This is a genomic window from Flammeovirga agarivorans, from assembly GCF_012641475.1.
Taxonomy (GTDB): Bacteria; Bacteroidota; Bacteroidia; order Cytophagales; family Flammeovirgaceae; genus Flammeovirga; species Flammeovirga agarivorans.
In genome coordinates this window covers 203262-225507 of the sequence record NZ_JABAIL010000010.1, presented here as the reverse complement: position 1 = coordinate 225507, position 22246 = coordinate 203262, and the positions used below count along the sequence as shown (strand labels likewise).

16 protein-coding genes and 1 pseudogene are annotated in these 22246 nt (G+C 32.5%); 8 read left to right on the top strand and 9 right to left on the bottom strand.

Annotated elements, in window-relative coordinates:
* The 4 genes and pseudogenes from HGP29_RS23930 to HGP29_RS23915 form a co-directional block, all read right to left on the bottom strand.
* Positions 1 to 464: pseudogene (locus tag HGP29_RS23930) on the bottom strand (nucleotide sugar dehydrogenase); the annotation flags it as partial.
* 25 nt (positions 465 to 489) lie between these two features.
* Positions 490 to 1014: an ArsR family transcriptional regulator gene (locus HGP29_RS23925; protein WP_211093395.1), complete on the bottom strand. Its 525-nt coding sequence runs from the start codon at positions 1012 to 1014 to the stop codon at positions 490 to 492.
* A gap of 418 nt (positions 1015 to 1432) precedes the next feature.
* Positions 1433 to 1939, bottom strand: a complete 507-nt coding sequence (locus HGP29_RS23920) for a UpxY family transcription antiterminator (protein WP_168884985.1) — start codon at positions 1937 to 1939, stop codon at positions 1433 to 1435.
* A 99-nt stretch (positions 1940 to 2038) separates the two neighbouring features.
* On the bottom strand, positions 2039 to 5467 hold the full coding sequence (locus tag HGP29_RS23915) for a hypothetical protein (RefSeq protein ID WP_168884984.1): 3429 nt from the start codon (positions 5465 to 5467) through the stop codon (positions 2039 to 2041).
* A gap of 638 nt (positions 5468 to 6105) precedes the next feature.
* Between HGP29_RS23915 and HGP29_RS23910 the strand changes: the two genes are divergently transcribed.
* The 5 genes from HGP29_RS23910 (at position 6106) to HGP29_RS23890 (ending at position 13469) form a co-directional block, all read left to right on the top strand.
* Entirely contained in the window at positions 6106 to 6918 is an 813-nt protein-coding gene (locus HGP29_RS23910; RefSeq protein WP_168884983.1) for a polysaccharide biosynthesis/export family protein, read from the top strand.
* 1 nt (position 6919) lies between these two features.
* Positions 6920 to 9301, top strand: coding sequence for a polysaccharide biosynthesis tyrosine autokinase (locus HGP29_RS23905; RefSeq protein ID WP_168884982.1), 2382 nt, complete (start codon positions 6920 to 6922; stop codon positions 9299 to 9301).
* A gap of 125 nt (positions 9302 to 9426) precedes the next feature.
* Positions 9427 to 10128 (top strand): hypothetical protein, encoded by a 702-nt coding sequence (locus tag HGP29_RS23900; protein ID WP_168884981.1) that lies wholly within the window; start codon positions 9427 to 9429, stop codon positions 10126 to 10128.
* A 1054-nt stretch (positions 10129 to 11182) separates the two neighbouring features.
* Positions 11183 to 12319: a radical SAM family heme chaperone HemW gene (hemW, locus tag HGP29_RS23895; protein WP_168884980.1), complete on the top strand. Its 1137-nt coding sequence runs from the start codon at positions 11183 to 11185 to the stop codon at positions 12317 to 12319.
* An 85-nt stretch (positions 12320 to 12404) separates the two neighbouring features.
* Entirely contained in the window at positions 12405 to 13469 is a 1065-nt protein-coding gene (locus tag HGP29_RS23890) for an SMP-30/gluconolactonase/LRE family protein (RefSeq protein ID WP_168884979.1), read from the top strand.
* Positions 13470 to 13472: 3 nt separating this feature from the next.
* On the opposite strand, the gene HGP29_RS23885 is transcribed toward HGP29_RS23890, so the two are convergent.
* From HGP29_RS23885 to HGP29_RS23865, 5 genes are all read right to left on the bottom strand, one after another.
* Positions 13473 to 14552 carry a PP2C family protein-serine/threonine phosphatase gene (locus HGP29_RS23885; RefSeq protein WP_168884978.1) on the bottom strand — a complete coding sequence of 360 codons (1080 nt, stop codon included), beginning with the start codon at positions 14550 to 14552 and terminating at the stop codon, positions 13473 to 13475.
* Positions 14553 to 14568: 16 nt separating this feature from the next.
* On the bottom strand, positions 14569 to 15171 hold the full coding sequence (locus tag HGP29_RS23880) for a DsrE/DsrF/DrsH-like family protein (protein WP_168884977.1): 603 nt from the start codon (positions 15169 to 15171) through the stop codon (positions 14569 to 14571).
* A 23-nt stretch (positions 15172 to 15194) separates the two neighbouring features.
* Entirely contained in the window at positions 15195 to 15431 is a 237-nt protein-coding gene (locus HGP29_RS23875) for a sulfurtransferase TusA family protein (protein ID WP_168884976.1), read from the bottom strand.
* A 245-nt stretch (positions 15432 to 15676) separates the two neighbouring features.
* Positions 15677 to 18031 carry a S9 family peptidase gene (locus HGP29_RS23870; protein ID WP_168884975.1) on the bottom strand — a complete coding sequence of 785 codons (2355 nt, stop codon included), beginning with the start codon at positions 18029 to 18031 and terminating at the stop codon, positions 15677 to 15679.
* Between the two features lie 108 nt (positions 18032 to 18139).
* Complete coding sequence (locus HGP29_RS23865) at positions 18140 to 18706, bottom strand: hypothetical protein (protein ID WP_168884974.1); 567 nt, start codon at positions 18704 to 18706, stop codon at positions 18140 to 18142.
* A gap of 75 nt (positions 18707 to 18781) precedes the next feature.
* Here HGP29_RS23865 and HGP29_RS23860 point away from each other — a divergent pair, with 75 nt between their 5' ends.
* The 3 genes from HGP29_RS23860 (at position 18782) to HGP29_RS23850 (ending at position 22182) form a co-directional block, all read left to right on the top strand.
* Positions 18782 to 20434 (top strand): glycoside hydrolase family 10 protein, encoded by a 1653-nt coding sequence (locus HGP29_RS23860; RefSeq protein WP_168884973.1) that lies wholly within the window; start codon positions 18782 to 18784, stop codon positions 20432 to 20434.
* A gap of 112 nt (positions 20435 to 20546) precedes the next feature.
* The gene (locus HGP29_RS23855; protein WP_168884972.1) at positions 20547 to 21104 is read left to right on the top strand and encodes a DUF1269 domain-containing protein; all 558 of its coding nucleotides are present in this window, start codon (positions 20547 to 20549) and stop codon (positions 21102 to 21104) included.
* A 265-nt stretch (positions 21105 to 21369) separates the two neighbouring features.
* Positions 21370 to 22182 carry a 2,3,4,5-tetrahydropyridine-2,6-dicarboxylate N-succinyltransferase gene (locus HGP29_RS23850; RefSeq protein ID WP_168884971.1) on the top strand — a complete coding sequence of 271 codons (813 nt, stop codon included), beginning with the start codon at positions 21370 to 21372 and terminating at the stop codon, positions 22180 to 22182.
* Positions 22183 to 22246: the final 64 nt, after the last annotated feature.

Below are 22246 nucleotides of genomic sequence, written 5' to 3'. Positions count from 1 at the left end.
TTAAATTTACTTTCAGAATTTGATAAGATATCCTTTAATGCTTCAGCAGTTCTAACAGGTAAAGTAGATTTTTCAACAACAATTTTATCGTTAACAGCAACTTCAGCAATCTGACGAGCACAAAGCTCAATATATTTCAAATCAGCCGCTTGACCTTTTCCTTTACCATAAGTTTTTGTAGGTGTATTTACAGAAATAAAGATCATATCTGCATCCTTAATTCCTTGTACAACATCGGTTGAGAAAAATAAATTTTTCCCTCTTGTCTGCCCTACTACTTCGGCTAAACCTGGCTCATAAATTGGTAATTTATCTAAATCTTCATGGTTCCAATCAGCTATTCTTTGAGCGTTAATATCTACTATGTTTACTTTAATATTTGGGTTTTTTAATGCAATCACAGCCATTGTAGGTCCTCCTACATATCCAGCGCCTATACAGCAAATATTTTTGATTTCTTTCATCGTAATTTTATAATTGAAGTTTATTTTATCTGTTATTGCTAAAAATTTTTAGAGAAAGGTTTTTGTTTGATAAATCATTTATTTTTTTATCATCTAAAGTATAATTAATCTTCCTATCAATGGTATTCTCAACTCTTTTAATAGCTTTCTGTAAATACTCTTCATTAATATCACCTTTGATTAATAAATCAATACTATTTGCATTTTTTCCTTCAGCTAGATCTCCAATAAGGTGAACCTCTTCTAAGTTTCCAATATTGCTAAGGACTTTATCAATGATTGTATCTAACCCAATATACTTTAACATTATCGCTTGGATATCTCCAAATAATGGATGTTGAGTGTTTACTTTAAAAAACTTCTTATTTCCTTCAAAGAAAGATTCTAACATATTAGCTTCTTCTAATCGGTTCAGTTCAACACGAACGGCATTTGTTGATTCTGAGAATTCAGAGGCAAGACCTCTTAGGTAGGAGGTGTTTGCTGGGTTCAGAAAAAACTTTAAAAGAAGCTTGAGACGAGTTTTGGATGTAATTAATGCGTCTAGCACGATAATATTGATTCTAGTATATAGAAGGTAGAGTATACTTCTAAATTCTATGTTTTTTGTAAATACTTTGAAAAGGGGAATGAAGAAAGATATGAAGTGATTTATATTGATGATATATTCTATTAAACATGGCTTCGCCACGTCAGTCACAATATTAATTTTATGACTGCTACATCTTTCTTTGCCTTACAAAGATGTAATGAGTAAAAATTTTACACAATTATCAATGAGTATTATTTTTACTCGTATTTGTAAATGATTGAAAATAAGTTGATTGTATAATATGTGTAAATATTACTATATATTGATTCTGTAGCATGCAAAAGTAATTTTGGAGTTTGATTGTTGTTGAACTCAATAAATAGATGGAGTTTGTGCCCCTTTTGAAAGATGTGTTTTAAAATCCATATTAACCCTATTATCCAATTTTGTCAATGTCTTTTCTTTGACATACCAATTTTAACTCTAATTCTGGTAATATTAATTGAACCTCTGTTTTTCTGATTTTAAGAATATCAGCTTCTATTCCGGTAAATGAACCAGAACGAATAAGTACTTTATCTCCTTCACTTAATGGAGAACTAAATATTTCTTCATTTTCACCGATCTCTCCCATAAATCGCTTAAAAGCTAGTATTTGCTGTTCTTTAATAACTGCAGGTTTCCCTTGCCAAAAAATATACCTTACAGCACCAGGATCTTTTAACGCATCCCAACGTTTATGTTCTTCAATCTTAATAAAGCAATAGGAGGGGATTGCAGGGATGACGACTTTCTTTTTACGGTCGCTCCATTGACGAATGGTTGTGTAGGTAGGGCAATACACTTCGAATCCATTTTTTTCTAGTCGGTCAGCAACCTTTTTTTCTGCTCTAGGTTTGGTGTAAATAGCTAACCATACTTTTTTGTGTTCTGAAGTTTGCATGTGTTTAGAGTAACTTGATGAAAATTAATTAGTAAAGTTTGAGAATCGTCTTGATTTCATTTGCAAGTTACTAAATACGTTCTACTTTTTCTGCTAATTCTAAAAAAGTGCTGTGAGATTCATACTACCAATATGTACAGATTTATTATCGTTTGATTTTCTCCAATCATAATTTACTTTTAGTTGAAGACCATTGAATAAAGTTTGAATCAAACTTATATTCCATTTGAAGTTTTGCCCCACAGATAAGGCATCAAGCATTTCGTAACCTAAGGCTGAATTTTCTTCACCGGAATAGTCTTGATAAATCATAGAAAACTTACTACTAATAGTAAATAATGCTGCCTTACTCCACTTTCCTTCAAATGCGACTTCTTGAATATTAGAAGTTTGTTGTATGGACTCTGAATTGTTTTCTTCCCCCAATTTCTTTTTTAATGAATAAGTAAGGTTAAACCTCATAAAAATAGAAGGTTGGAAGGCAATTGTAGGAGTAGCAATTTGCTCTGTAATTTTATAGTTTCTGTCATCTAGGTAGTCAGACCCTGAATTTATATTTCTTTGCGTTCCCTCTAATTTACAAGTGACTTTTCGTCCTAAATTAACTCTACCACTTAATGTATATCTTTGATCTTGTCTATTTTCTCGTCCTTGAGTTAATAGTTGTTGGTTTTCAAGGATAACAACTCTAAAGTCAGCACCATAAATGGGGTTACTTCGATTAAAGAATAATGTATTACGAAGAGAATACTTGTAGGTTAATAAGTCTTCAGTTGTTGTAGTACTTAGAAATGGTAAGTACCTACCAGAAATATCATCTGACGTAGATTTTTTTTCCATTAGGATAGAGCTATTGTTTGAAAACCTCGACACCATATGTCGAAATCCATTCAATTTTTTCCATTTTCTCGGGGAGGCTAAATTAAGTCGTAAATTTAAAGAAGAGCGATAGGCGGGTATGTATTCATCTGTAGGAGTATAAAAGCGAGCATATTGTCTTTCGTCTGGGTTTTGAGCTAAGAAAAACTCATTTAAATCTTTTATTCCATCTCCGTTAAGATCTCTCCAGGTATGAGTTCCTTTTCCATCTTCAACGCGAATGTAAACAAATTCCTTTTCAAGTTCCCTTGAGGACGAAACAGTATAAGTACCATTAAATTTACCTATTCCATTACCAAATTTTAGACTGCCATTCATTCTTCCTTGTAAACTTTCTTCGTTTTGAGGAGTAGTATTAAAATAGTCTTTCCATTTTCTATAAGTGATATCAGTCGAAATATTTCCATTTCGCCCTTTTTGCCCAATTGAGAAGTTATACGTGTCTGTAATCGTTTTTATTTTTAGTTCACCATTTTGTGGAGCTTTATCTTCTCTGTGTTTAAAACCTAATTGGTAATTCCAATGTAAACTATCACCCTGTTTCAGATAGGCAAAATGTTCGGTGTAATTCATCCATGTGGTAGCCACTGAATCTGTTGCCTGTACTTTGGTTGACTGTTGATCTAAGTTATATTGATATCCCGGTGTAATGTATGGTGATTTATAAAAAACCTCGCTTGATAGTTTTTTCCAGTCGGATTGTTCATTATTCATGATTAATTGGGCATTCATTAAATAAGCATTCGTATTAAAATGAAGTTGGTTAAGGTTGTACTTGAGTTGAAGGTTGTGTTGATGACCATTCACAACACTGTCTTTGTCTCGTAATGCAATGGAATAAGCTATTTTTCTATCTTTATTTTGATGGATTTCAAAACCTGAAGTGATATAGATTTCTTCAGATGATGGGATGCTATCGTAGTATATTGACCAATTCCTATCAAATTCAATAGGCCTAAAACGGTCAATACTTTTAAAATTCTCATCTAAATACATTAATTCAGCAAAAGAAGAAATTTTCCAATTCTTATTTAAAACTCTATCAGTTGATTTAATGCCAATATTAACAGCTGCACCAAAATCATCCTCATCATTTAGATCTGAAAATAGATTATTATCTTGATGAGAGAACGCACCTTCAATTTTTATTTCTTCATGTGTAGAAAGGTGGAGTTTTCCGCCCATTGTTATCATTCTTTTTTGATTGGGGGCAACAAGTTTTCTTATTGGTAGATAACGTCCTTGAGGAATGCCATTGATAGGAGAAACCCATTGGTACACTCTACCAAAGGCTGTGACTTCATCTAAAATATAGTCGCCTTTTCCTTGCCCCACATCAGTAAAACCAACTTGATAGAAGGAGTTATCACTTGAATTAGCCAATCTGAAACAAATTGCAGGAGAACCATTTGCTGTTAACGTGTCTACTTTTGTATACAACACTCTATTAGGATCAAAAAAGGAAACAGTATCATATGATGGAGCATATGCAAATTGTAAACTATCGCCAATTGAGGAGAGTATTTGTTTGTCTTCATCTGATAAACTGTAAAAAAGACTGCTATTTCTATCATCTTTTTCTTGATAATATTGAAACAGGGTTTCCCAATTTTTGCCCTTTAAGTGATTTGAAGCTTCTAAAATACTTCGACTGTAATATTGAACAGCATATTCATAATCAATACGTATTCTTGAATATTGAGTGATTACAATTTTTTCAGTGAAGGTGATTTCAGATAGGTTATAATCAATAGTATAGTCTTTGTCAAATCCTCTTTCTAAAAGTTGTCCATCTATGAATACTCTTTCAGAGTTGGCAATAATCACAATATTTGTTTCTCCATTTGGCCCTGTAAGTCGATATGGACCAATTACACCATCAATAGGAGGAATATTTGCAGAATAAAACTGACCTTTTGCTACTGATAGTCCCACTTTAGTCGTGGATTGTATTTTACTACTGTCATTTCCAGTATATATCGAAGCTTGAACTCCTTGTACATTCTTATTGTATCTCAAGAATGTATTTTCATCATTTTTCATGACAATATCACCAGCTTCTACTTTAGCATGTTTATGTTCTAAAGCGATATATACTTTATCAAAATCTTGTATTTGTTGTGTGTTTCCTTCTGGTTGAAAAGGTATATCTTGATCCGTTAATGTCGCGGTTAAACGTACGTCTTCCGTAATATTACCTTGAAGCTGTAAATTCATGGCAGAGTTGACAAATACATCTTGATTGTTACCCATGGAAAGTCCTCGTGTCAGAGAGCCTGTTTTTTCTATGTTTGGAGCATAGAACAACTCTTGCTTTTGGTTCTTCTTCTCTACTTTTTGAATATATGAGTCTTGGTAATTATTTATCCCATATCCACCTTGTTGATAAATTTCAAATGAACGATGTTCCGTCTGTTTTAGAGAAGAAGGTAAAGTCCGATAAGCTATTTTTATTTGTTCATCATGAGATAAGGTGTCTTTTGAAGAGTAATCAATAAATATCAATTTATTAGTCTTAGTGATTATTGGTTTAATATTCTTATTAGAACTATTTAGTATTTGAATACTTTCAGGAATGATGATTTCATAATCAAAAATAAACCCATAAGCAGGAACCCACTTTTCCTTATAAGAGGTGTTTTGAGCCATTAATTTGGCACTTAAAAAAAATAGACTTAAAAAAAATAAGTTTCTCACGAATTGAAGTGGGTTGTTTAAGTAAAGATAGTTAAACTGAAATAATATTAATCTAGTATTTAATAAGCAATTGATCCTATCATGAAAACCACTTTGTTTAATATGATGAAAAGGGTAATATTCCTAAAGAATGGAAAATACCATAAAGGTGCTCTAGATGATGTTTATATGTTGTTGATTTATTGCCTAGTCAAAGACTTTTCATTCTATGGTAATTCAAAATAACCCTTAATAGATCCAACCAAAAGACAATCTAATAAGTATTTAAAATTGAGTGTTTTGGCTCGAAATCAATTTATTCTACCTAATTTTTTATGCTTATTCAATTAATACCTATTTACCCATTGTGCATTTCTATTTCTGAATAGAGTGTTTTTTTTGCTAATGATAACATTAAATATGTTTAGAAGTATATCAATTATGAATTTTTATTCATCGATTAATGTTACATAAATTTTATTATTTAAAGATACAGTTGTTTTTCTCTCATATTAGGCCTTATTTTACCATTTGTTTGAAATGCATAAGTTTTATGCTACTGTATTAGATTTTTTGATCTGAGCTTTTTTTTGCTCGCAACTTAAATAGTTTTGAAACATATAAGACTTTTAAATTTTCTATTCTTTTCCTTAGTATTAGGAGGCTGTGTATCCAATAAAAAAATATCTTATTTAAAACATGAAGGTGAGATTAAGGAAGAAGTTACCTATGACTCCGTATATAGAAGTGTAGAAAGTGTTCCAGTAGCATTAAACAAAATAAGACCTTTTGATCAGATACTTGTAGAAGTGAAAACGGTTACTCCTCCTGAATATAACCCATTTGCATATGTTGAAGCTATTGGAGGGAGTAGTATCGCAAATATTCAAAACCCAGATCAAGGGAGTGTGTTAGGATATACAGTAGATGAAAAGGGATTTGTTGATTTACCTCTAATAGGATCTGTAGACTTAGGAGGGCTTACATTTACAGAAGGTGAAGCAAAATTGCGAGGCATTTTAAAAAATATGATGGATGAGCCTTCAGTGAGAATAAAACTATTAAACTTTAGATTTACAGTATTAGGAGAGGCTGAAAGACCTGGGACTTATGGTACATATTCAAGAGAAATATCCGTATTAGAAGGTATAGCAAGAGCTGGAGGTGTGAAAGAATTTGGTAATAGAGCCAAAATAAAACTTTTAAGAAAGAATGGTAATATAACAGAAACCATCTACTTAAATCTTAATGATGAAAATTTTATGCAAAGCCCATACTACTATTTACAACAGGAAGATGTGATCGTAGTACTACCAATTGAAAGAAGACCGACTTTAGAATATGTTCAGAAGAATGTTTCTATTGTTGCTTCTATTACAGCAGCTCTTGTATCAATTGTTACCCTTATTACAGTCAATCGTTAAAATGGAAAATTTCACTCAAAATAACCAAACACAATTCCAACAAGACCCAGAAGATAAAGCGATTAAAGACTTTAAGAAGTGGTTTTATTTATGTTTAGAAAACTGGAAGTGGATAGCACTTTCTGTAAGTATAGGTCTTTTTATATCAGTAGGTATTAGTATTTGGCAAACAAATCGCTGGTCGGTATCTGCGGAACTTGTTAAAAAATCAACTGAAGGAAAGGGGAGTTCTCAAGCAGATTTTATGTCTATGCTGCCTATTGATGCTATGGGAGCAGAGTTTAGTAAATTAAACTTAGAGTATGAACAGAGATACTTTACTTCTAGAGAAATTTTATTAGATCTCGTCCATAATATGGATTTAAATATCCATTATTACGATAAAACGTGGTTGAAATCGGTTTCTTTATATAACCTCAGACCCTATACCTTTTCTTATGATGAAAAAAAATCTAGTTGGGGACCTTTTGATGGTATTTTAGAAATTGAAGAAATAAATAATACTCAATTTAAAATTCATGCTTCAGAAGATTCTATAGCTCACTATTTAAATGATAAAGTATTTACATTTAATAAACCTCAAGAGGTAAAAGGCTTTTATTTTACCCTGAAAAAAGAAAATGTAGCATTAAGTTCTTTTTCTGCCCCTTATATTATGGTGAGACAGCCATTGGCTGAGGTGAAAAACTTAAAACGTAAATTTAAGTTTAGTATTTTAGGTGAAAAAAATACAGATCTTCCATTAATACAAATTAAAACAGAAGGGCATATTCCTGCAAAAGAGATTGATTTGTTAGAGGAGTTGGTTGCTACTGTACAAGAAAAAGATATTCTTGACAAAAACTTTGCAACCAAACAATCTTCACAATTTATTAAGGACCAATTAGCTATTATTTCTGATTCCATGCAGTTGATTGCATCGGAGGTTTATAAACTTAAGACATCTAATACAGAATTATCAGGTGGTGCAGAGTTGGTTTTTGAAAAAATCTATAAGTTAGATGAAAAAAGGAATGAATTAGAGTTAAGTATTCGTTACTGTGATTATCTATTAGAGCAAATGGCTGATCAAAGTATGGATGAAGAAGTACTTATGCCAGAGGCTTATGGTATCTCAGGTACACAATTAACGGAAATGTTAAGTAAATACTCTGAGTTGAAATTGGAAGATGAACTATCCAACCAACGTTTAAAAAAATCAATTCTTTATCAAGAAGAAGCTGTTGAAAGAGAAAAAGCATTAGTTTCTTTACAAGATAAAATTGCTGAAGCAGTTGGAAGTACAAAGAAAGCCTTGAAAATTCAGTTGGATGAGTTGAATAAGGAACTAAAAAAATCAATAAGATCTACAAATACTTTACTTTCGGAAGAAAAGACTTTAAATGATTACCAAAGGCTATTTGAAACACATGAGCAATTGTATAAACTTCTTCTAGAGAAACAGGCAGAATATAATATTAGAGCAGCTAGTACAATTTCCGATTATACTATGCTTTCTGTGCCTGAACCAAGTGAATTCCCAATTTTCCCAAAGCGTAAGTTAAATGTTTTAATTGGATTGATCTTAGGATTGTCGTTGCCACTAGGAATATTATATGTTAAAGTATTATTTGATACTAAAATTAGAGAAGAGTCTGATATCGAAGATATCGTAGATGTTCCTTATTTAGGTAGCTTAGCGAGTATAGAGAATACTAAAAGCTTAATAGATCCATTAACACGATCATTAGTAGCGGAGAGTTATAGAAACCTACGTACCAATCTTCAGTTCTTAATTGGAGATAAAGAAAAATTTTCTGTAACATTTACATCTTCAATTTCTGGAGAAGGAAAGTCGATTACATCAAGTAATTTAGCTCAGTTCTATACTTCATTGGACAAAAAAGTATTATTAGTAGGGGCCGATTTACGTAAACCTGTTTTAAAACAGTATTTTCCTAGACAAAACGAAAATGTTGGACTATCTAACTATTTAAGCTCAGGGAAAAATATTGAAGATTATATCCAAAAAACAGAAAACGAAGCTTTGGATGTATTATTGTCAGGCTCTATTCCACCAAACCCTACTGAATTGTTGCAAGGGAAAAAGATGAAAGAGTTGTCAGAGAGACTACAAGAAATGTATGATGTAGTGATTTATGACTCTGCACCGATCGGAATAGTTTCAGATAGTCGTAATCTAATGCAATATACTGATCTAGTTTGTTTTGGTGTACGTCAAGGATATACACCAAAAGCACAATTAGAGAAAACAATACTACCATTAACTAAGATGGATGATGTAAAGTTGGCATTATTTATGACAGATGTTAATATGCATAAGAAGGGTGGTTATCAGTACTCTTATTATGGAAAAGATTACATTTCTTACTTAGAAAAATAACATATTGCGATATATTTTAATAACTTTGCTATACTTTTAATAATCTAAGCTATAGCAAAGTTGTTTTTTGAATTTAACTACAAATAAATAACGGGTTATTGCTCTGTTTACAAAAATAAGCGGTCATGAAAAAATTTTTTTTACTTTTATCAATACTATTCTTCTTTCAATTAAGCTATGGTCAAAATCATAGAACTCTAAATTTAATTGAAAAGACTAATTACACTTTGATTGGTGGTAGTGTTGGTGGAGCCTATTACTCTGGAGGTTATGCTAACCAAGGTTTAAGCACAATTGATATCACAAGTTTAAAACCACAGATTAACGGTTATATTCAACATAAATTTGCTAGAAAGTGGCATTTTCGTTTTCAAGGAACATTTGCCATGTTAGGCTCAAAGGATAATAGAAATACTTCTGATACCCAGGGACAGAAAGCATTCAGAACATTACTTTTTGAATTTTCACCTATGATGGTATTAGATTTAGGGGTGGATAAAAAAGCAAAGTCAAAAGGAGCCTATAGAGGTAAAAAATCAAATCATTGGAATTGGTACTTAATGGCAGGTACAGGATTGTTTGCTGCTGATGTAAATAATTATGTTGGAGGTACATCAAGTACTAAAGTAGGAGGAACCTTAAATGGCGGTTTAGGAGTTCGCTATGCTATGAAAGAAAAGTGGATACTAAATATGGATATGTTGTTTAGAATGTCTACAACTAATGGTCTAGATGGTCTTTCGGCTCAACCGCTTCCTGTAGACTTATATGCTACAGGTACAATTGGTGTAGCGTATCGTATTCCAGGTAGAAGATTTATGAGATAGTATTTATCTAAGTACTTATTAACAAAAGCCTATGAAGATAATTCATAGGCTTTTGTTTTTTAAGAGGTTTTTCTGAAGATAAAAATTAGTTTTTGCTGCTTTATAGGTATAGATAGTTTATTGTAACTATAGTGAAATAAAAGTGACCAATGTTAGAAGAATTATTTTCGGTTTTTTCAGAAAATAGTTATCAAATATTTGTAAATATTAAAATCAACCTTTATTATTGTATTGTTGAACAAGGAACTGAAAACTAACTTGTTTTAAAAACTATTACTTTTTTTACAAACTTAAAATGAAACTATTATAAACTAAGAATTAAAACCAAACAGGATTAAGTGTCCGTTATTTGCATTGCTTACAATTCCCTTTAGCTTCAAGTTTATTATTATTTTAACCTTAAATGTAATAAAGGTCAAAGAATAATATAAAGAAAATAGATAGGATATTTCCTATTACTAGAAGCAAACGTAATTCTAAATTGTCGTATGGAAAACGCTCATTTTGCGTTCTATAGTCTCATTATTTTATATGAGAATGTATTATTATTGTCCTTTTATTAGGTTGATGATTTATACTAATGGGTTTTCTGTATGTGCTTCACGATTCATAAATAAGTAAGTGCACATTTGATGTATATGGCAGCTGAGTTTTCAGTTGCCATATCTTAAATGGAACTTAATTTTCAATTTTAAGCATGAAAATATGATAAACTTAGCTAAAAACTAAAACAAATTTCTAATAAATAAAAACTACTATTTTAGTAGTTTTTGTTTTTTTATAAGGGTCTTGAAACTTTATAAAACTTTATGATGGGTTAATTCTATAGAACAGGAAGGAGAACCTTTGTTATATAATGATACCATAAAAAAAAGGTAAGGTTTTATACAAAAAGAAACGCTTATTACTAATAAGCGTTTCTAAACAACATTATCGTCAAATGAATAGAGTGTGTATATATAATATTTTTATTTCTTTTGTATTGTTCAGTAGTATGACAACTCATATTTAGTAGTGGACAAAAAATATTCGAAAAAATTAAAAATATTTTCAAATGAGTGGAATTTACCTCCATATCCCTTTTTGTAAACAAGCATGTCATTATTGTGATTTCCATTTTAGTACATCTTTAAAATTAAAATCTAAGTTGGTTGAAGCAATGTTAAAAGAATTGGAATGGCAAAAACATTATTGTGATGAATCTATTGAAACTATATATTTTGGAGGAGGGACTCCTTCTCTTTTATCAGAAAGGGAATTGAATAATTTAATGGAGGTGATTTATAAAAACTATTCAATATCAGATAAGAATCTTGAGGTTACTTTAGAGGCAAACCCTGATGATATCAACTCAAGTAAATTAAAAGAACTGAAAAATATTGGTATAAATAGGTTAAGTATAGGGTTACAGTCTTTTCATGAAGAACATCTTAGGTTAATGAATAGGGCTCATAATGCAGAAGAAAGTCAAAAGTGTGTGAAGCTAGCTCAAGATTATGGGTTTGATAATCTTACAATTGATATTATATATGGAATACCCCATAAAGACCATTCAGTGTGGTATAACGATCTTGCTACTGCAATTGCTCTGGATGTATCTCATATATCCTCTTATTGCCTTACCGTAGAAGATAAAACAGCTTTAGGGAACTGGGCAAAAAGAGGTAAATTTAAACCAGCAGATGATGAATATGCTGCTGAACAATTTGAATATTTGGTTGATACCCTTAAAAAAGAAGGTTTTGAACACTATGAAATATCAAATTTTGCAAAGCAAGGGCATTATTCAAAGCATAACAGTGCATATTGGAAAGGGAAACCGTATGTTGGTATCGGACCAAGTGCCCACTCTTTTGATGGAAAACAATCGAGACAGTTTAATATAAGCAATAACCCTAAATACATAAAGTCAATTTTAGAAGAAGGTAAATTGAATTATGAAAAAGAAACGCTAAGTAGGGCAGATGGTATTAATGAATACTTATTAACAACATTACGCACTAGTTGGGGTTGTGATTTACAACATTTGAAAGAGGTATATCGATTCGATTTAAAAAAGGAAAGAGAATCAATACTTAAACAGATGGATGAAAATGGATGGTTGTTGTGGAAAGCTAATCATCTTATCTTATCTGAAAAGGGGAAGTTGTTTGCTGATCAAATCGCAAGTGATTTATTCGAAGATGAATAATTATTAATACCACGTTTTCAATAAGTATTTTTTGTACTTTCGTTGTTTTAGTAACCTTACATTTTTAAATAATTATTCAAGATAAATGTTCATTTTAAGATTATATACCATTTCCTTATTAACCCTATTATATTCTTGTTCTTCTCCTCAAAATGAAAAAAAGAGTAATGAAACTGAAACATCTAAATCCTTGGAATTAGTAAGTACTTCCTCTGCACAATGGACAGGAGTTGCCGTAAGTAAAAAAAATAGGGTTTTTGTTAATTACCCGAAATGGTCAGAGAATGTACCCGTTGCGGTGGCAGAAATAATAAATGGTAAACCTGTACCTTACCCATCTGAAATGTGGAACACTGCTGGAGGTGTGACATCGTTCACAGCAGTGCAAAGCGTGGTATGTGATGGTAGAAGTAGGTTGTGGGTGTTGGATACCAATAATCCTCAATTTAGAGGTGTATTAGAAGGTGGGCCTGTGTTGTATGAATTTGATTTGAATACGAATGAATTACTGAGGTCTTATTCTTTTCCAAAGGAAACTTATTTTGAAGATTCTTATTTTAATGATGTAAGAATAGATATCACTAAAGAAGTGGCTTATATTACTGATTCAGGCCATGGAGGTATCATCACTTTAAACTTGATTACAGGAGAGGCTAAATTATTCTTTGAAAATAATAAGGCTGTAAAATATGAAACGAAACACTTGATTTGTGATGGTATCAAATGGGAAAATAAGGTGAACTCTGATGGAATTGCTTTAAGTCCGGATAATCAGTTCCTCTATTTTATTGCCCTAACAGGACATACACTATATAGAATAAATACTAATTATTTGTGGGACGAAAAATTAACAAAAACGGAAGTAGAAAAGCATATTGAAAAAGTGGCAAAAATACCTGCTACTGATGGGATGTTATTTGATAGAAACGGGAATTTATGGTTAGGTGGATTAGAAAGTAATAGTATTAACGTTTTCACAGCAAAAGGAGAATTGAAAACAGTTTTGAAGGGCTCTGAGATTCGATGGGCAGATTCTTTTGCAAAAAACCTAGATAGAGAAATATATTTTACAACATCACAAATACATCTACCTGAAGATAAAAGAGGTCAATATGGATTGTATAAAATTTCTATGGATCTTCTGAAATAAGCACTAAGTAATTTCAACACCAAAGAAGACCATATCATCTATTTGGTGTTGATCTTTCATCCAATCTTTAAGAAACTCTTCAAATTGAATTTGCTGTTGAAATAATTGTTGATCTTGTATAGAAGATAGAAACTGAATTAGGCGTTTATTACCTAATTTCTTATCCCTTGGTCCACCAAATTGATCTGTAATACCATCTGAATACATATAGTAACGATCACCTTGACGTCTTGGAAAGTGATGATTACTAAAAATCTTTTCAGCAATACTTGTATCACCAACAGGATTTCGATCACCTTTAAGTGATTCTAATTCTTTGTTATAATTACTTCTAATAAAACATCTCTTTGCACTAGAAATTATTACCTCATCTCTTTCTCGATCTTCTAAGAAAATGGTCATATCAATGCTGTCTCTATGACTTTCGATTCTATTTTGACGAAGTAATCGGATGATCAAAGCATCCATAGTTTTTAGAATCTTTGCAGGGTCATGAACTTTTAAAACATTGATGGTCCTTTCCAATAAAGCAATACCAATCAAAGTCATAAATGCCCCGGGAACACCATGTCCTGTACAATCTCCAACGATTAAGAAGCTTTTTTTATTGACATGGGTTGTCCAATAAAAATCTCCTCCAACGAGATCTTTAGGTGAAAAGAACTTGAAATAGGATTTGATATTATCCTTTAATCGATGAGAACTAGGGAAAATGGACTTCTGAATATTCTGAGCATAATGAATACTGCTTAAGATTCGCTGGTGAGCCTTCTTGATTATATCAGCTTGAATTTGCTGTTTATGAAGGTTCTCATTTAAAGTTTGGGCAATATTTAGCTGTTCATTGATCAACGAAAGTTCTTCAATGTGCTCACTTAGTTCCTCATTTTGTTGAAGGATCTCATTTTTCTGGTCAATTATCTGCTCTTGGGCTTCTTCTAAGTCCATGAAGAGGTCAGCAATACGTACATTGGCATCAGCCAAGGCCATTTCACTTTCTTTTAATTGATGAATTTCTTGGTCCTTGTCCTTAATGATGTTCTCAAGTTCGATGATTTTTTTTCTTAGCTCATCGTTATTCATTCAGCGAGTTTATTTATTAGAAAGTTAGTGTGACATTTGATTCTGAAGCCTCCTCGATATACAAGGCTACACCACCAAACTCAACATCTTTTCTTACTTCATCTGTAGAAATACCCATCATCCCCATTGTCATCTGACATGCGATTAATTTAGCACCCATCTCAACGGATAAATCAATAAGGTCAGGTAATGATTCAATGTTGTTTTCTCTCATCATCATTTTCATCATCTCTGTTCCTATACCCATCATGTTCAACCTTGAAATAGTGGTGGTTTTAGGAGTGTCAGGTAACATCATTGTAATTAGTTTTTCTTTGATGTTTTTGCCTTTGTAAATACTTTTCTCTTTAAGAGCGTTAATACCCCATAAAGTGAAGAAGATAGTAACATCCATACCAAAACTAGCTGCTCCATTAGCAATAATAAATGCAGGAATCACTTGATCTAGCTCAAAACTTGTGACTAACATGGTGATTTTTTCGGTAGGCTGTTTATTTATTGTAGTTAAAGAGTTTTGTAGAGATTCTAATTGTTCTTGAAATCCTTTTGTCTTCTCTTCAACTTTTGCTTCTACTAATTGATCTATGTACTCTTTAAGTTGTGGGTCGTTAAGTTGCATACGTTGAGAAATTAGATAATTCTTTATTTTATTTTTTCTATGATAGCTGTTTTTTCTTTTCCTTCTTCTGTAAACGAAATTAAACGCTGTCCGGTTTTACGGATCCAAGCTTCAACATCCGCTTTAAAGGCAGGGTCAGTCGCTACAACCTCTATTTTGTCACCATCAGATAGAGTCCTTATTGCTTTAGCAATTTTCACAATCGGCATTGGGCAATTCAAAGCTCTACAGTCAAGCTTTGTAATTTGAGATTCACTCATAAAATCGTGATTTGTTATTAATAGATTAAAAAATAAAAGAGTATATAACGAATTTATATAAAAAAGTGGAGATTTAGAAGACTATGTGAAAAGGAATTAAAAGTTTTTTATGCTAAAAAAAATGATTTGAAACTAATGCTTCAACGATCATTTCATTGGGCTGAAAATAAAAAAAGAGCTAGATAAAAATCACGTAGGTAACTTTTATCTAGCTCGTTTAAAGAAAAATTATTTTCAGATTTTAATTATAACTTTTCTTGAAATAACTTAAATATTCTTTTGTACTCATCAATCCAACTTGTGGTTTCTTTGAAGCCATGTGGTTCGATAGGGTATAAAGCCATTTCCCAATTTTCCTTCTTCAACTCAATTAAACGTTGAGACAATCTAATCACATCTGATACTTGAACATTGTTATCTACCATGCCATGTAAAATCAGTAAATCTCCCTCTAAGCCTTCTGCAAAGTAAATGGGAGAGGATTGTTTATAAGCTTTAGGGTCAAGTGCAGGAGTATTTAGAATGTTAGAAGTATAAGGGTGGTTGTAATGTGCCCAATCAGTAACAGAACGTATGGCAGCACCAACTTTAAATGTTTCACTTTCATTGAATAAGGCCATTAATGTGATAAAGCCACCATATGACCCTCCGTAAATACCAACTTTATCGGCATCAATACCTTGTTCTTTAATAAGGTACTTTACTCCATCAACATGATCAGAAAGGTCTTTGCCTCCCATATGTCTATAAATTCCAGTTCTCCAGTCTCTACCATAACCTTCAGAAGCTCTGTAATCAATATCTAATACAGTGTACCCGTTATCAACCAACATATTGTGGAACATAAATTCTCTATGATATGCACTCCACCATTTATGAGCATTTTGTAAATAACCAGCACCATGAACAAAGATTACTGCTTTATTTTGGTCTTTTTCTTTTGTTGGTTTATACAATCTTGCATGAACGGACTCACCATCTGAAGCTGGGAAAGTAATTACTTCAGGATCTCTCCAGGAGTAACTATCGAAAGCCTCGGATGTAGATTTTGTGATTTGAGTACTTTCTACTCCTATTTTATTTTGTTGAAGATATAATTCCCAAGGTTTATTCGAATAGGAGAAGTGGTCCACAATGTATTTTTCATCTGGAGATAATAATGTTTCATGGTTACCAACCGCATTTGTAATTTTAACCAATTCTCCTCCTTCAATAGCAACTTTATATAAATGTCTTTCTGCAGGTCGTTCTTTATTCGCAGTTAGATAGAAGTTTTTCTTATCTTTTGAAACCTTTGTGTCATAGATTTCATAATTGCCTTTTGTGATCTGCTTTTTCTCTTTTGTGTCTACATTGTAAGTATATACATGAGAAAACCCTGTCTTTTCAGATTGATACCAAAAAGTGTTTTCATTAATCCATTCGATAGGTTTGATCCAGAAATTCCAACCACTAATACCAGGTCCACCAATCCAAGCTTCATCATGTTGTCTGTCAATTTGTGCTACAGAACCATCATTTAAGTTGATTAAAGCAATCCATCTATCTTTATTGTCATAAGCTCTAATATCTACTATTGCATGATTAGTATTAGGAGAAAAATGAGGAGGGTGCATCACTACATCTCTCATCTTTTTACTATCTACTTTTCGATCATAGTCATTGTAGTAGGCAGGTACATCATAGATTCCATCTAATGTAGAAAGATCAATTTTAACTACAGAATCAGTTGTTACATTGTAGATGTAATTCTCATATGTATCTTCTGGGCTACCTACTTTTGCTCTTGCATTTTGCATCTTAACGTAACCTGTACCTTCAACCCAAACAGGCATTTCTGTACTGTAATTACCTACAGAAGTACCTAACGAATATACTACAAAGTGAGCGTCACCACTGATTCTTGCATTCCAAAGGTATTTTTTACCAAAGTATACTTTCTTGATGGATGCTTTGGTTGTGCTTTTTTGATAATCACTTTTGGCAGCCTTTCTTTCTTCTCTTTCTCTGACGATTTCAAAAAGCTCTAATTGTTGATCATGAAGAAATTGGTTTTGTTCGGTTAAGCGACCTTTTTTAGGGGCATTGCCTCTTACAAAGTTGGTGATTTGCTTGGTTGCTCCAGTCTCTTTATCCCATACAAAAATATTTATATCATTTTGATAGGCAATTTGTGATTCATCATCTAAGAAAGTGGCATTTTTCTCTTTCGAAGAGGTTGCTGTAAGTTGAAATGACGTCTCTTTTTTCAAATCATAAATAAAGATGTTTCCACTTTTCGTATATAATTTCTTTGTTCGGCTTTTATTCCAAACACCGTTATTACTTGGAAGGTCTTTTGCTTCCTCATCGCCAACTTTTGAATATTTTTTTGATTTGATATCGAATTTATAAAGCTGATCGAAAGACTTGTTTTCTTTATCCCAATAGAAATAGACTGTCTTTGAGTCTTTAGCCCAGAATGGACTGTGTGGAGTTTTTCCAATGAAATTTTCGCCTCCCATTATATCATCCAGTTGTAATACACTCTGATTTTCCTGAGCGATGGATGAAATATAAAGAGTTGAAAAAATAAATAATAAGATGAAATGTTTGTTCATAATATATTTAAGGGGTCTATTAAGTTTAGATTTATTGCTTTATGTAAACTCTCAGGGTTCCTTGAGATTATTTTCTTGAATTGGTGGTGATTTCGAAAGGGTAATATACTAGTTGGTTAATTGATAAGTGGCTTCAACATTAAATGTCATGGTATCTGTACGGACATTATTTCTCAGGTGAAACCTTGAAGTGATAATCACAGTATCTGATCTGAAAATTTCACCAATTAATCCTGATGGAGCACTTTCTAGATCCATATCTAATGTTTTAGGAGTAGAAGTTGTTGTGATATCATATAAATATCCAATTTTTACCTTTTTATCATGAAGGTCTTCTAGATAGACATCCACAGAATCTAAAATATATAATGTTGAGTCTGCCGGGTAAATAGCACTGATTTGTATTCTACTGAAAGATCCATTTCTAATTTGATTGATATCAATAAAATTCTTCTGAATAACACTGTCCCTGGTATCAGAATATAATACTGGATTGCCTTCTGTCCATTCATCAGCCAAAGAAGGGATGTAAATTTCACTAGCAGTTGTGATCAATAAATCATTTATGGTGAGATCTTTGAGTTCCTTATCTAGTCCAAAGAAACTACATCCTCCTAGTAAAATTGAGGTAATTATGATGATATATGGTGTTTTTTCTTTAAAGAATTGCTGCATCTTAGTAATTTTGAGAATGAGACAAATTTATAAAAACTTTTTTTTCTCTCTGCTTTCCAATAGAACATAAGTACAATGAAGGCGATTTTTTTACATATACTGTTATTATTTTCAATCTCTTTCACTTTTGGTCAAGAGAATTATCCTAAAAGAGAATTTAGAGGGGTATGGGTGGCGACACTCAATGCCATCGATTGGCCTTTTAGTGAGAAGGATTCTGCGGAACAGCAGAGGAGAGATTTTATTTCTTTACTTAATTTTCATCAGAAGAGAGGTGCTAATGCACTTATTGTTCAAGTGAGGTCAAGTGCAGATGTTATCTACCCGAGTAATATTGAACCTTGGGCCTTGTCTATAAGTGGTCAACAGGGTATGCCTCCAAAGCCTTTTTATGATCCTTTGAAATTTATGATTGAGGAAGCGCATAAAAGAGGAATGGAATTTCATGCTTGGGTAAATCCATTTAGAGCAGTTACCAACACCCAATATGTAAAAGTTTGTAATGACCATATATCAAAGACTCATCCGGAGTGGATGTTGAAATATCACAATCTGAAAATATTAAATCCTGGTATTCCGGAAGTACATCAATATGTCAATTCAGTAATAGAAGAATTAATATCTAATTATAACATTGATGCTCTTCATTTTGACGATTACTTCTATCCTTATCCAGATCATGGAGAAATTAAAGGCGATAGAGCTACTTGGCGAAAATACAGAACAGACAATGAAAGTATAAGAGACTGGCGTAGATCGAATATCAATACTTTTATTGAAGGAGTACACCAGTTGATTTTAGATAAAAGGCCATCATTGAAATTTGGGGTGAGCCCATATGGTGTATGGAGGAATGAAAGAGAAGATTATGATGGGTCGCCGACAAGGTCAGGTTATACATCGTATGACCATTTATATGCTGATGTTCGCCTTTGGTTACAGAATGGGTGGATTGACTATGTTGCACCTCAACTTTATCAAAGTACAAAGCATAAAAATATTCCGTTTAAAAAGCTTTTAGATTGGTGGGGAGAAAATACATTTGGTAAACACTTATATGCAGGGCATGCTGTGTATAGGGTCGATCGTTCATTAGAAAGAGGGTGGCAAGATAAAACAGAAATGCCCGACCAATTATATGCAGCAAGGGATAATCAGGCAGTAGAAGGGTCTATTTTATATAACTCGACAGCAGTTTGGAATAACCAAGGAGGGATAGGTGATACATTAAAGACATTTTATAAATATCCTGCATTACTTCCAACTATGCCATGGATTGATGGTACCGTTCCATTACCTCCTCAAAGTCCAACAATCAAAGAAATGCCAATTGGGGTAACTCTGAAATGGGAGATTCCTGAAAAAGCTGAGGATGGAGATATTCCAACTACTTTTGTGATTTATTCAGCAGATAAAGGTGTGCTTCCTGATATAAATGATCCAAGGCAGATTCTGAAAATTCTAAAAAATGGAGAGACTAGCTTCGTAGATCAACGCACTTCTTATATAGAAACGTACACCTATCTGATATCCTCATTAGATAGATTTCAGAATGAAAGTGAGGCGGTTCTTCCAATCTACCCGAAAGATCAGAATGTTATTTTACCAGATCCTTTAAATGAAGATATTATCGTAGAGGTGAACCAAGCTGTACTAAAATCGACTTGGGAGCTTGTAAATAGTATAATTGATAATCAGGGAATTACAATGAGTAAAGATTTAAAATAGGTGATGATCATCATCAGAAAGGTAGATTCAATTGATGATATTGTATGTGTAATAATTACAATTAATATCTCACAGATATCTGTTTTTCTACTTAAATTAAAACTTTACCATTATGAAAAATAATAAAAGATTAATAGTAGCAGTATATAATGAAGAACAAAAAGCAGAGCAAGAATTTAAGCTTTTAGCAAAAAAAGAAAAGCGTGATGAATTAGATCTCTGTGCATATACTGTAATCACAAAATCCAAAGATGGCAAAACAACACTGCATGATACTGAAGGAAGAGATGCATTTTGGGGAGCAATAATTGGCGGTTTAGTAGGTATGTTAGTTGGACCAATTGGTGCAATATATGGAGCTGCTATATTTGCTGCAGAAGTATTTGCAGGTTCTGTTGCAGCCGGTTTAGGTGTAGGAGCTATCGCAGGATGGCTAAAAAGTGACGCTCTAGATATTCCTAATGATTTATTAAAAGATATAAAAGAATCGATTAGTCCGGGAACTTCTGCTATTGTTGCTGTTGCTGATGAAGATTGGGTGGATGAAGTGAAAGTCTTATTAAAACCTACTTCAGAAATGATGCATTGCTATACTTTTACAGATGAGGTAGTTGAGAAATTTGAAAAAGACTGGAAAGTATTACAGGAAAGTAAAAACGAAACAGTATGATTAGATACTACTAAATATATATTTGAATAGAGTAAGTTATTCCAGTTTTGGAATCTACGATAACCACTTTGAGGTAAACTTAAAGTGGTTTTGTTTTATATTTAACACAGGATGTTGCATTTGTTTATTTTTATCACTTTGGTGGAAACTTCCAACAGATTCCTTATGTTTGCCCTGTTTTCTAATAGCCCTCAATCAACCGGCTGTTAAATAGAAAAATATACGATTTTATTATCTTATAAAATACAGTAAATACTGTAAAATTATGACTAGACAACAATTAATCGAAGCAGCATGGGATGACCGTGCTTTGTTAAAAGAACAAGAATATATTGATGCAGTAAAAGCTACTGTTGAAGATCTAGATAAAGGTGTTTTAAGAACTGCTGAACCAGTTGAAGATGGTTGGCAGGTAAACGAATGGGTAAAGAAAGCAGTAATTATGTTTTTCCCATTAGCTGAAATGGAAACTATTAAAGTTGGTCCATTTGAGTTCCATGATAAAATTCCATTAAAAGGAGATTACGCAGATAAAGGTGTTCGTGTTGTACCTCACGCTATTGCTCGTTATGGTTCATTTGTGAACAAAGGAGTAATCATGATGCCTTCTTATGTAAATATTGGTGCTTATGTTGATTCAGGTACAATGGTAGATACTTGGGCAACTGTAGGTAGCTGTGCGCAAATCGGAAAAGATGTTCACCTTTCTGGTGGTGTTGGTGTTGGTGGTGTACTTGAGCCTGTTCAAGCATCTCCAGTAATTATCGAAGATGGTGCTTTCGTTGGTTCAAGATGTATCTTGGTAGAAGGTGTTCATATTGGTAAAGAAGCTGTACTTGGAGCAAACGTTACTTTAACTGCATCATCAAAAATTATTGATGTAACTGGTGACGAGCCTGTAGAATATAAAGGTTATGTTCCTCCAAGATCAGTAGTAATCCCAGGTAGCTATACTAAAAAATTCCCAGCAGGTGAATTCTCAGTAGGCTGTGCTTTGATTATCGGTCAACGTAAAGAAAGTACTGATAAGAAAACATCACTTAACGATGCTTTAAGAGATAATAATGTTTCTGTATAATCAGGACTAAAAATATATCTACTAAAACCTCTAGAAGATGAATTTCTTTTAGAGGTTTTTTATT

Excerpts from the sequence above, each read along its gene's own strand:
- HGP29_RS23920 (WP_168884985.1), bottom strand. The coding sequence starts at position 1,939 with ATGCAAACTTCAGAACACAAAAAAGTATGGTTAGCTATTTACACCAAA.
- HGP29_RS23915 (WP_168884984.1), bottom strand. The coding sequence starts at position 5,467 with ATGGCTCAAAACACCTCTTATAAGGAAAAGTGGGTTCCTGCTTATGGG.
- HGP29_RS23905 (WP_168884982.1), top strand. The coding sequence starts at position 6,920 with ATGGAAAATTTCACTCAAAATAACCAAACACAATTCCAACAAGACCCA.
- HGP29_RS23900 (WP_168884981.1), top strand. The coding sequence starts at position 9,427 with ATGAAAAAATTTTTTTTACTTTTATCAATACTATTCTTCTTTCAATTA.
- hemW (WP_168884980.1), top strand. The coding sequence starts at position 11,183 with ATGAGTGGAATTTACCTCCATATCCCTTTTTGTAAACAAGCATGTCAT.
- HGP29_RS23890 (WP_168884979.1), top strand. The coding sequence starts at position 12,405 with ATGTTCATTTTAAGATTATATACCATTTCCTTATTAACCCTATTATAT.
- HGP29_RS23885 (WP_168884978.1), bottom strand. The coding sequence starts at position 14,552 with ATGAATAACGATGAGCTAAGAAAAAAAATCATCGAACTTGAGAACATC.
- HGP29_RS23880 (WP_168884977.1), bottom strand. The coding sequence starts at position 15,171 with ATGCAACTTAACGACCCACAACTTAAAGAGTACATAGATCAATTAGTA.
- HGP29_RS23875 (WP_168884976.1), bottom strand. The coding sequence starts at position 15,431 with ATGAGTGAATCTCAAATTACAAAGCTTGACTGTAGAGCTTTGAATTGC.
- HGP29_RS23870 (WP_168884975.1), bottom strand. The coding sequence starts at position 18,031 with ATGAACAAACATTTCATCTTATTATTTATTTTTTCAACTCTTTATATT.
- HGP29_RS23865 (WP_168884974.1), bottom strand. The coding sequence starts at position 18,706 with ATGCAGCAATTCTTTAAAGAAAAAACACCATATATCATCATAATTACC.
- HGP29_RS23860 (WP_168884973.1), top strand. The coding sequence starts at position 18,782 with ATGAAGGCGATTTTTTTACATATACTGTTATTATTTTCAATCTCTTTC.
- HGP29_RS23855 (WP_168884972.1), top strand. The coding sequence starts at position 20,547 with ATGAAAAATAATAAAAGATTAATAGTAGCAGTATATAATGAAGAACAA.
- HGP29_RS23850 (WP_168884971.1), top strand. The coding sequence starts at position 21,370 with ATGACTAGACAACAATTAATCGAAGCAGCATGGGATGACCGTGCTTTG.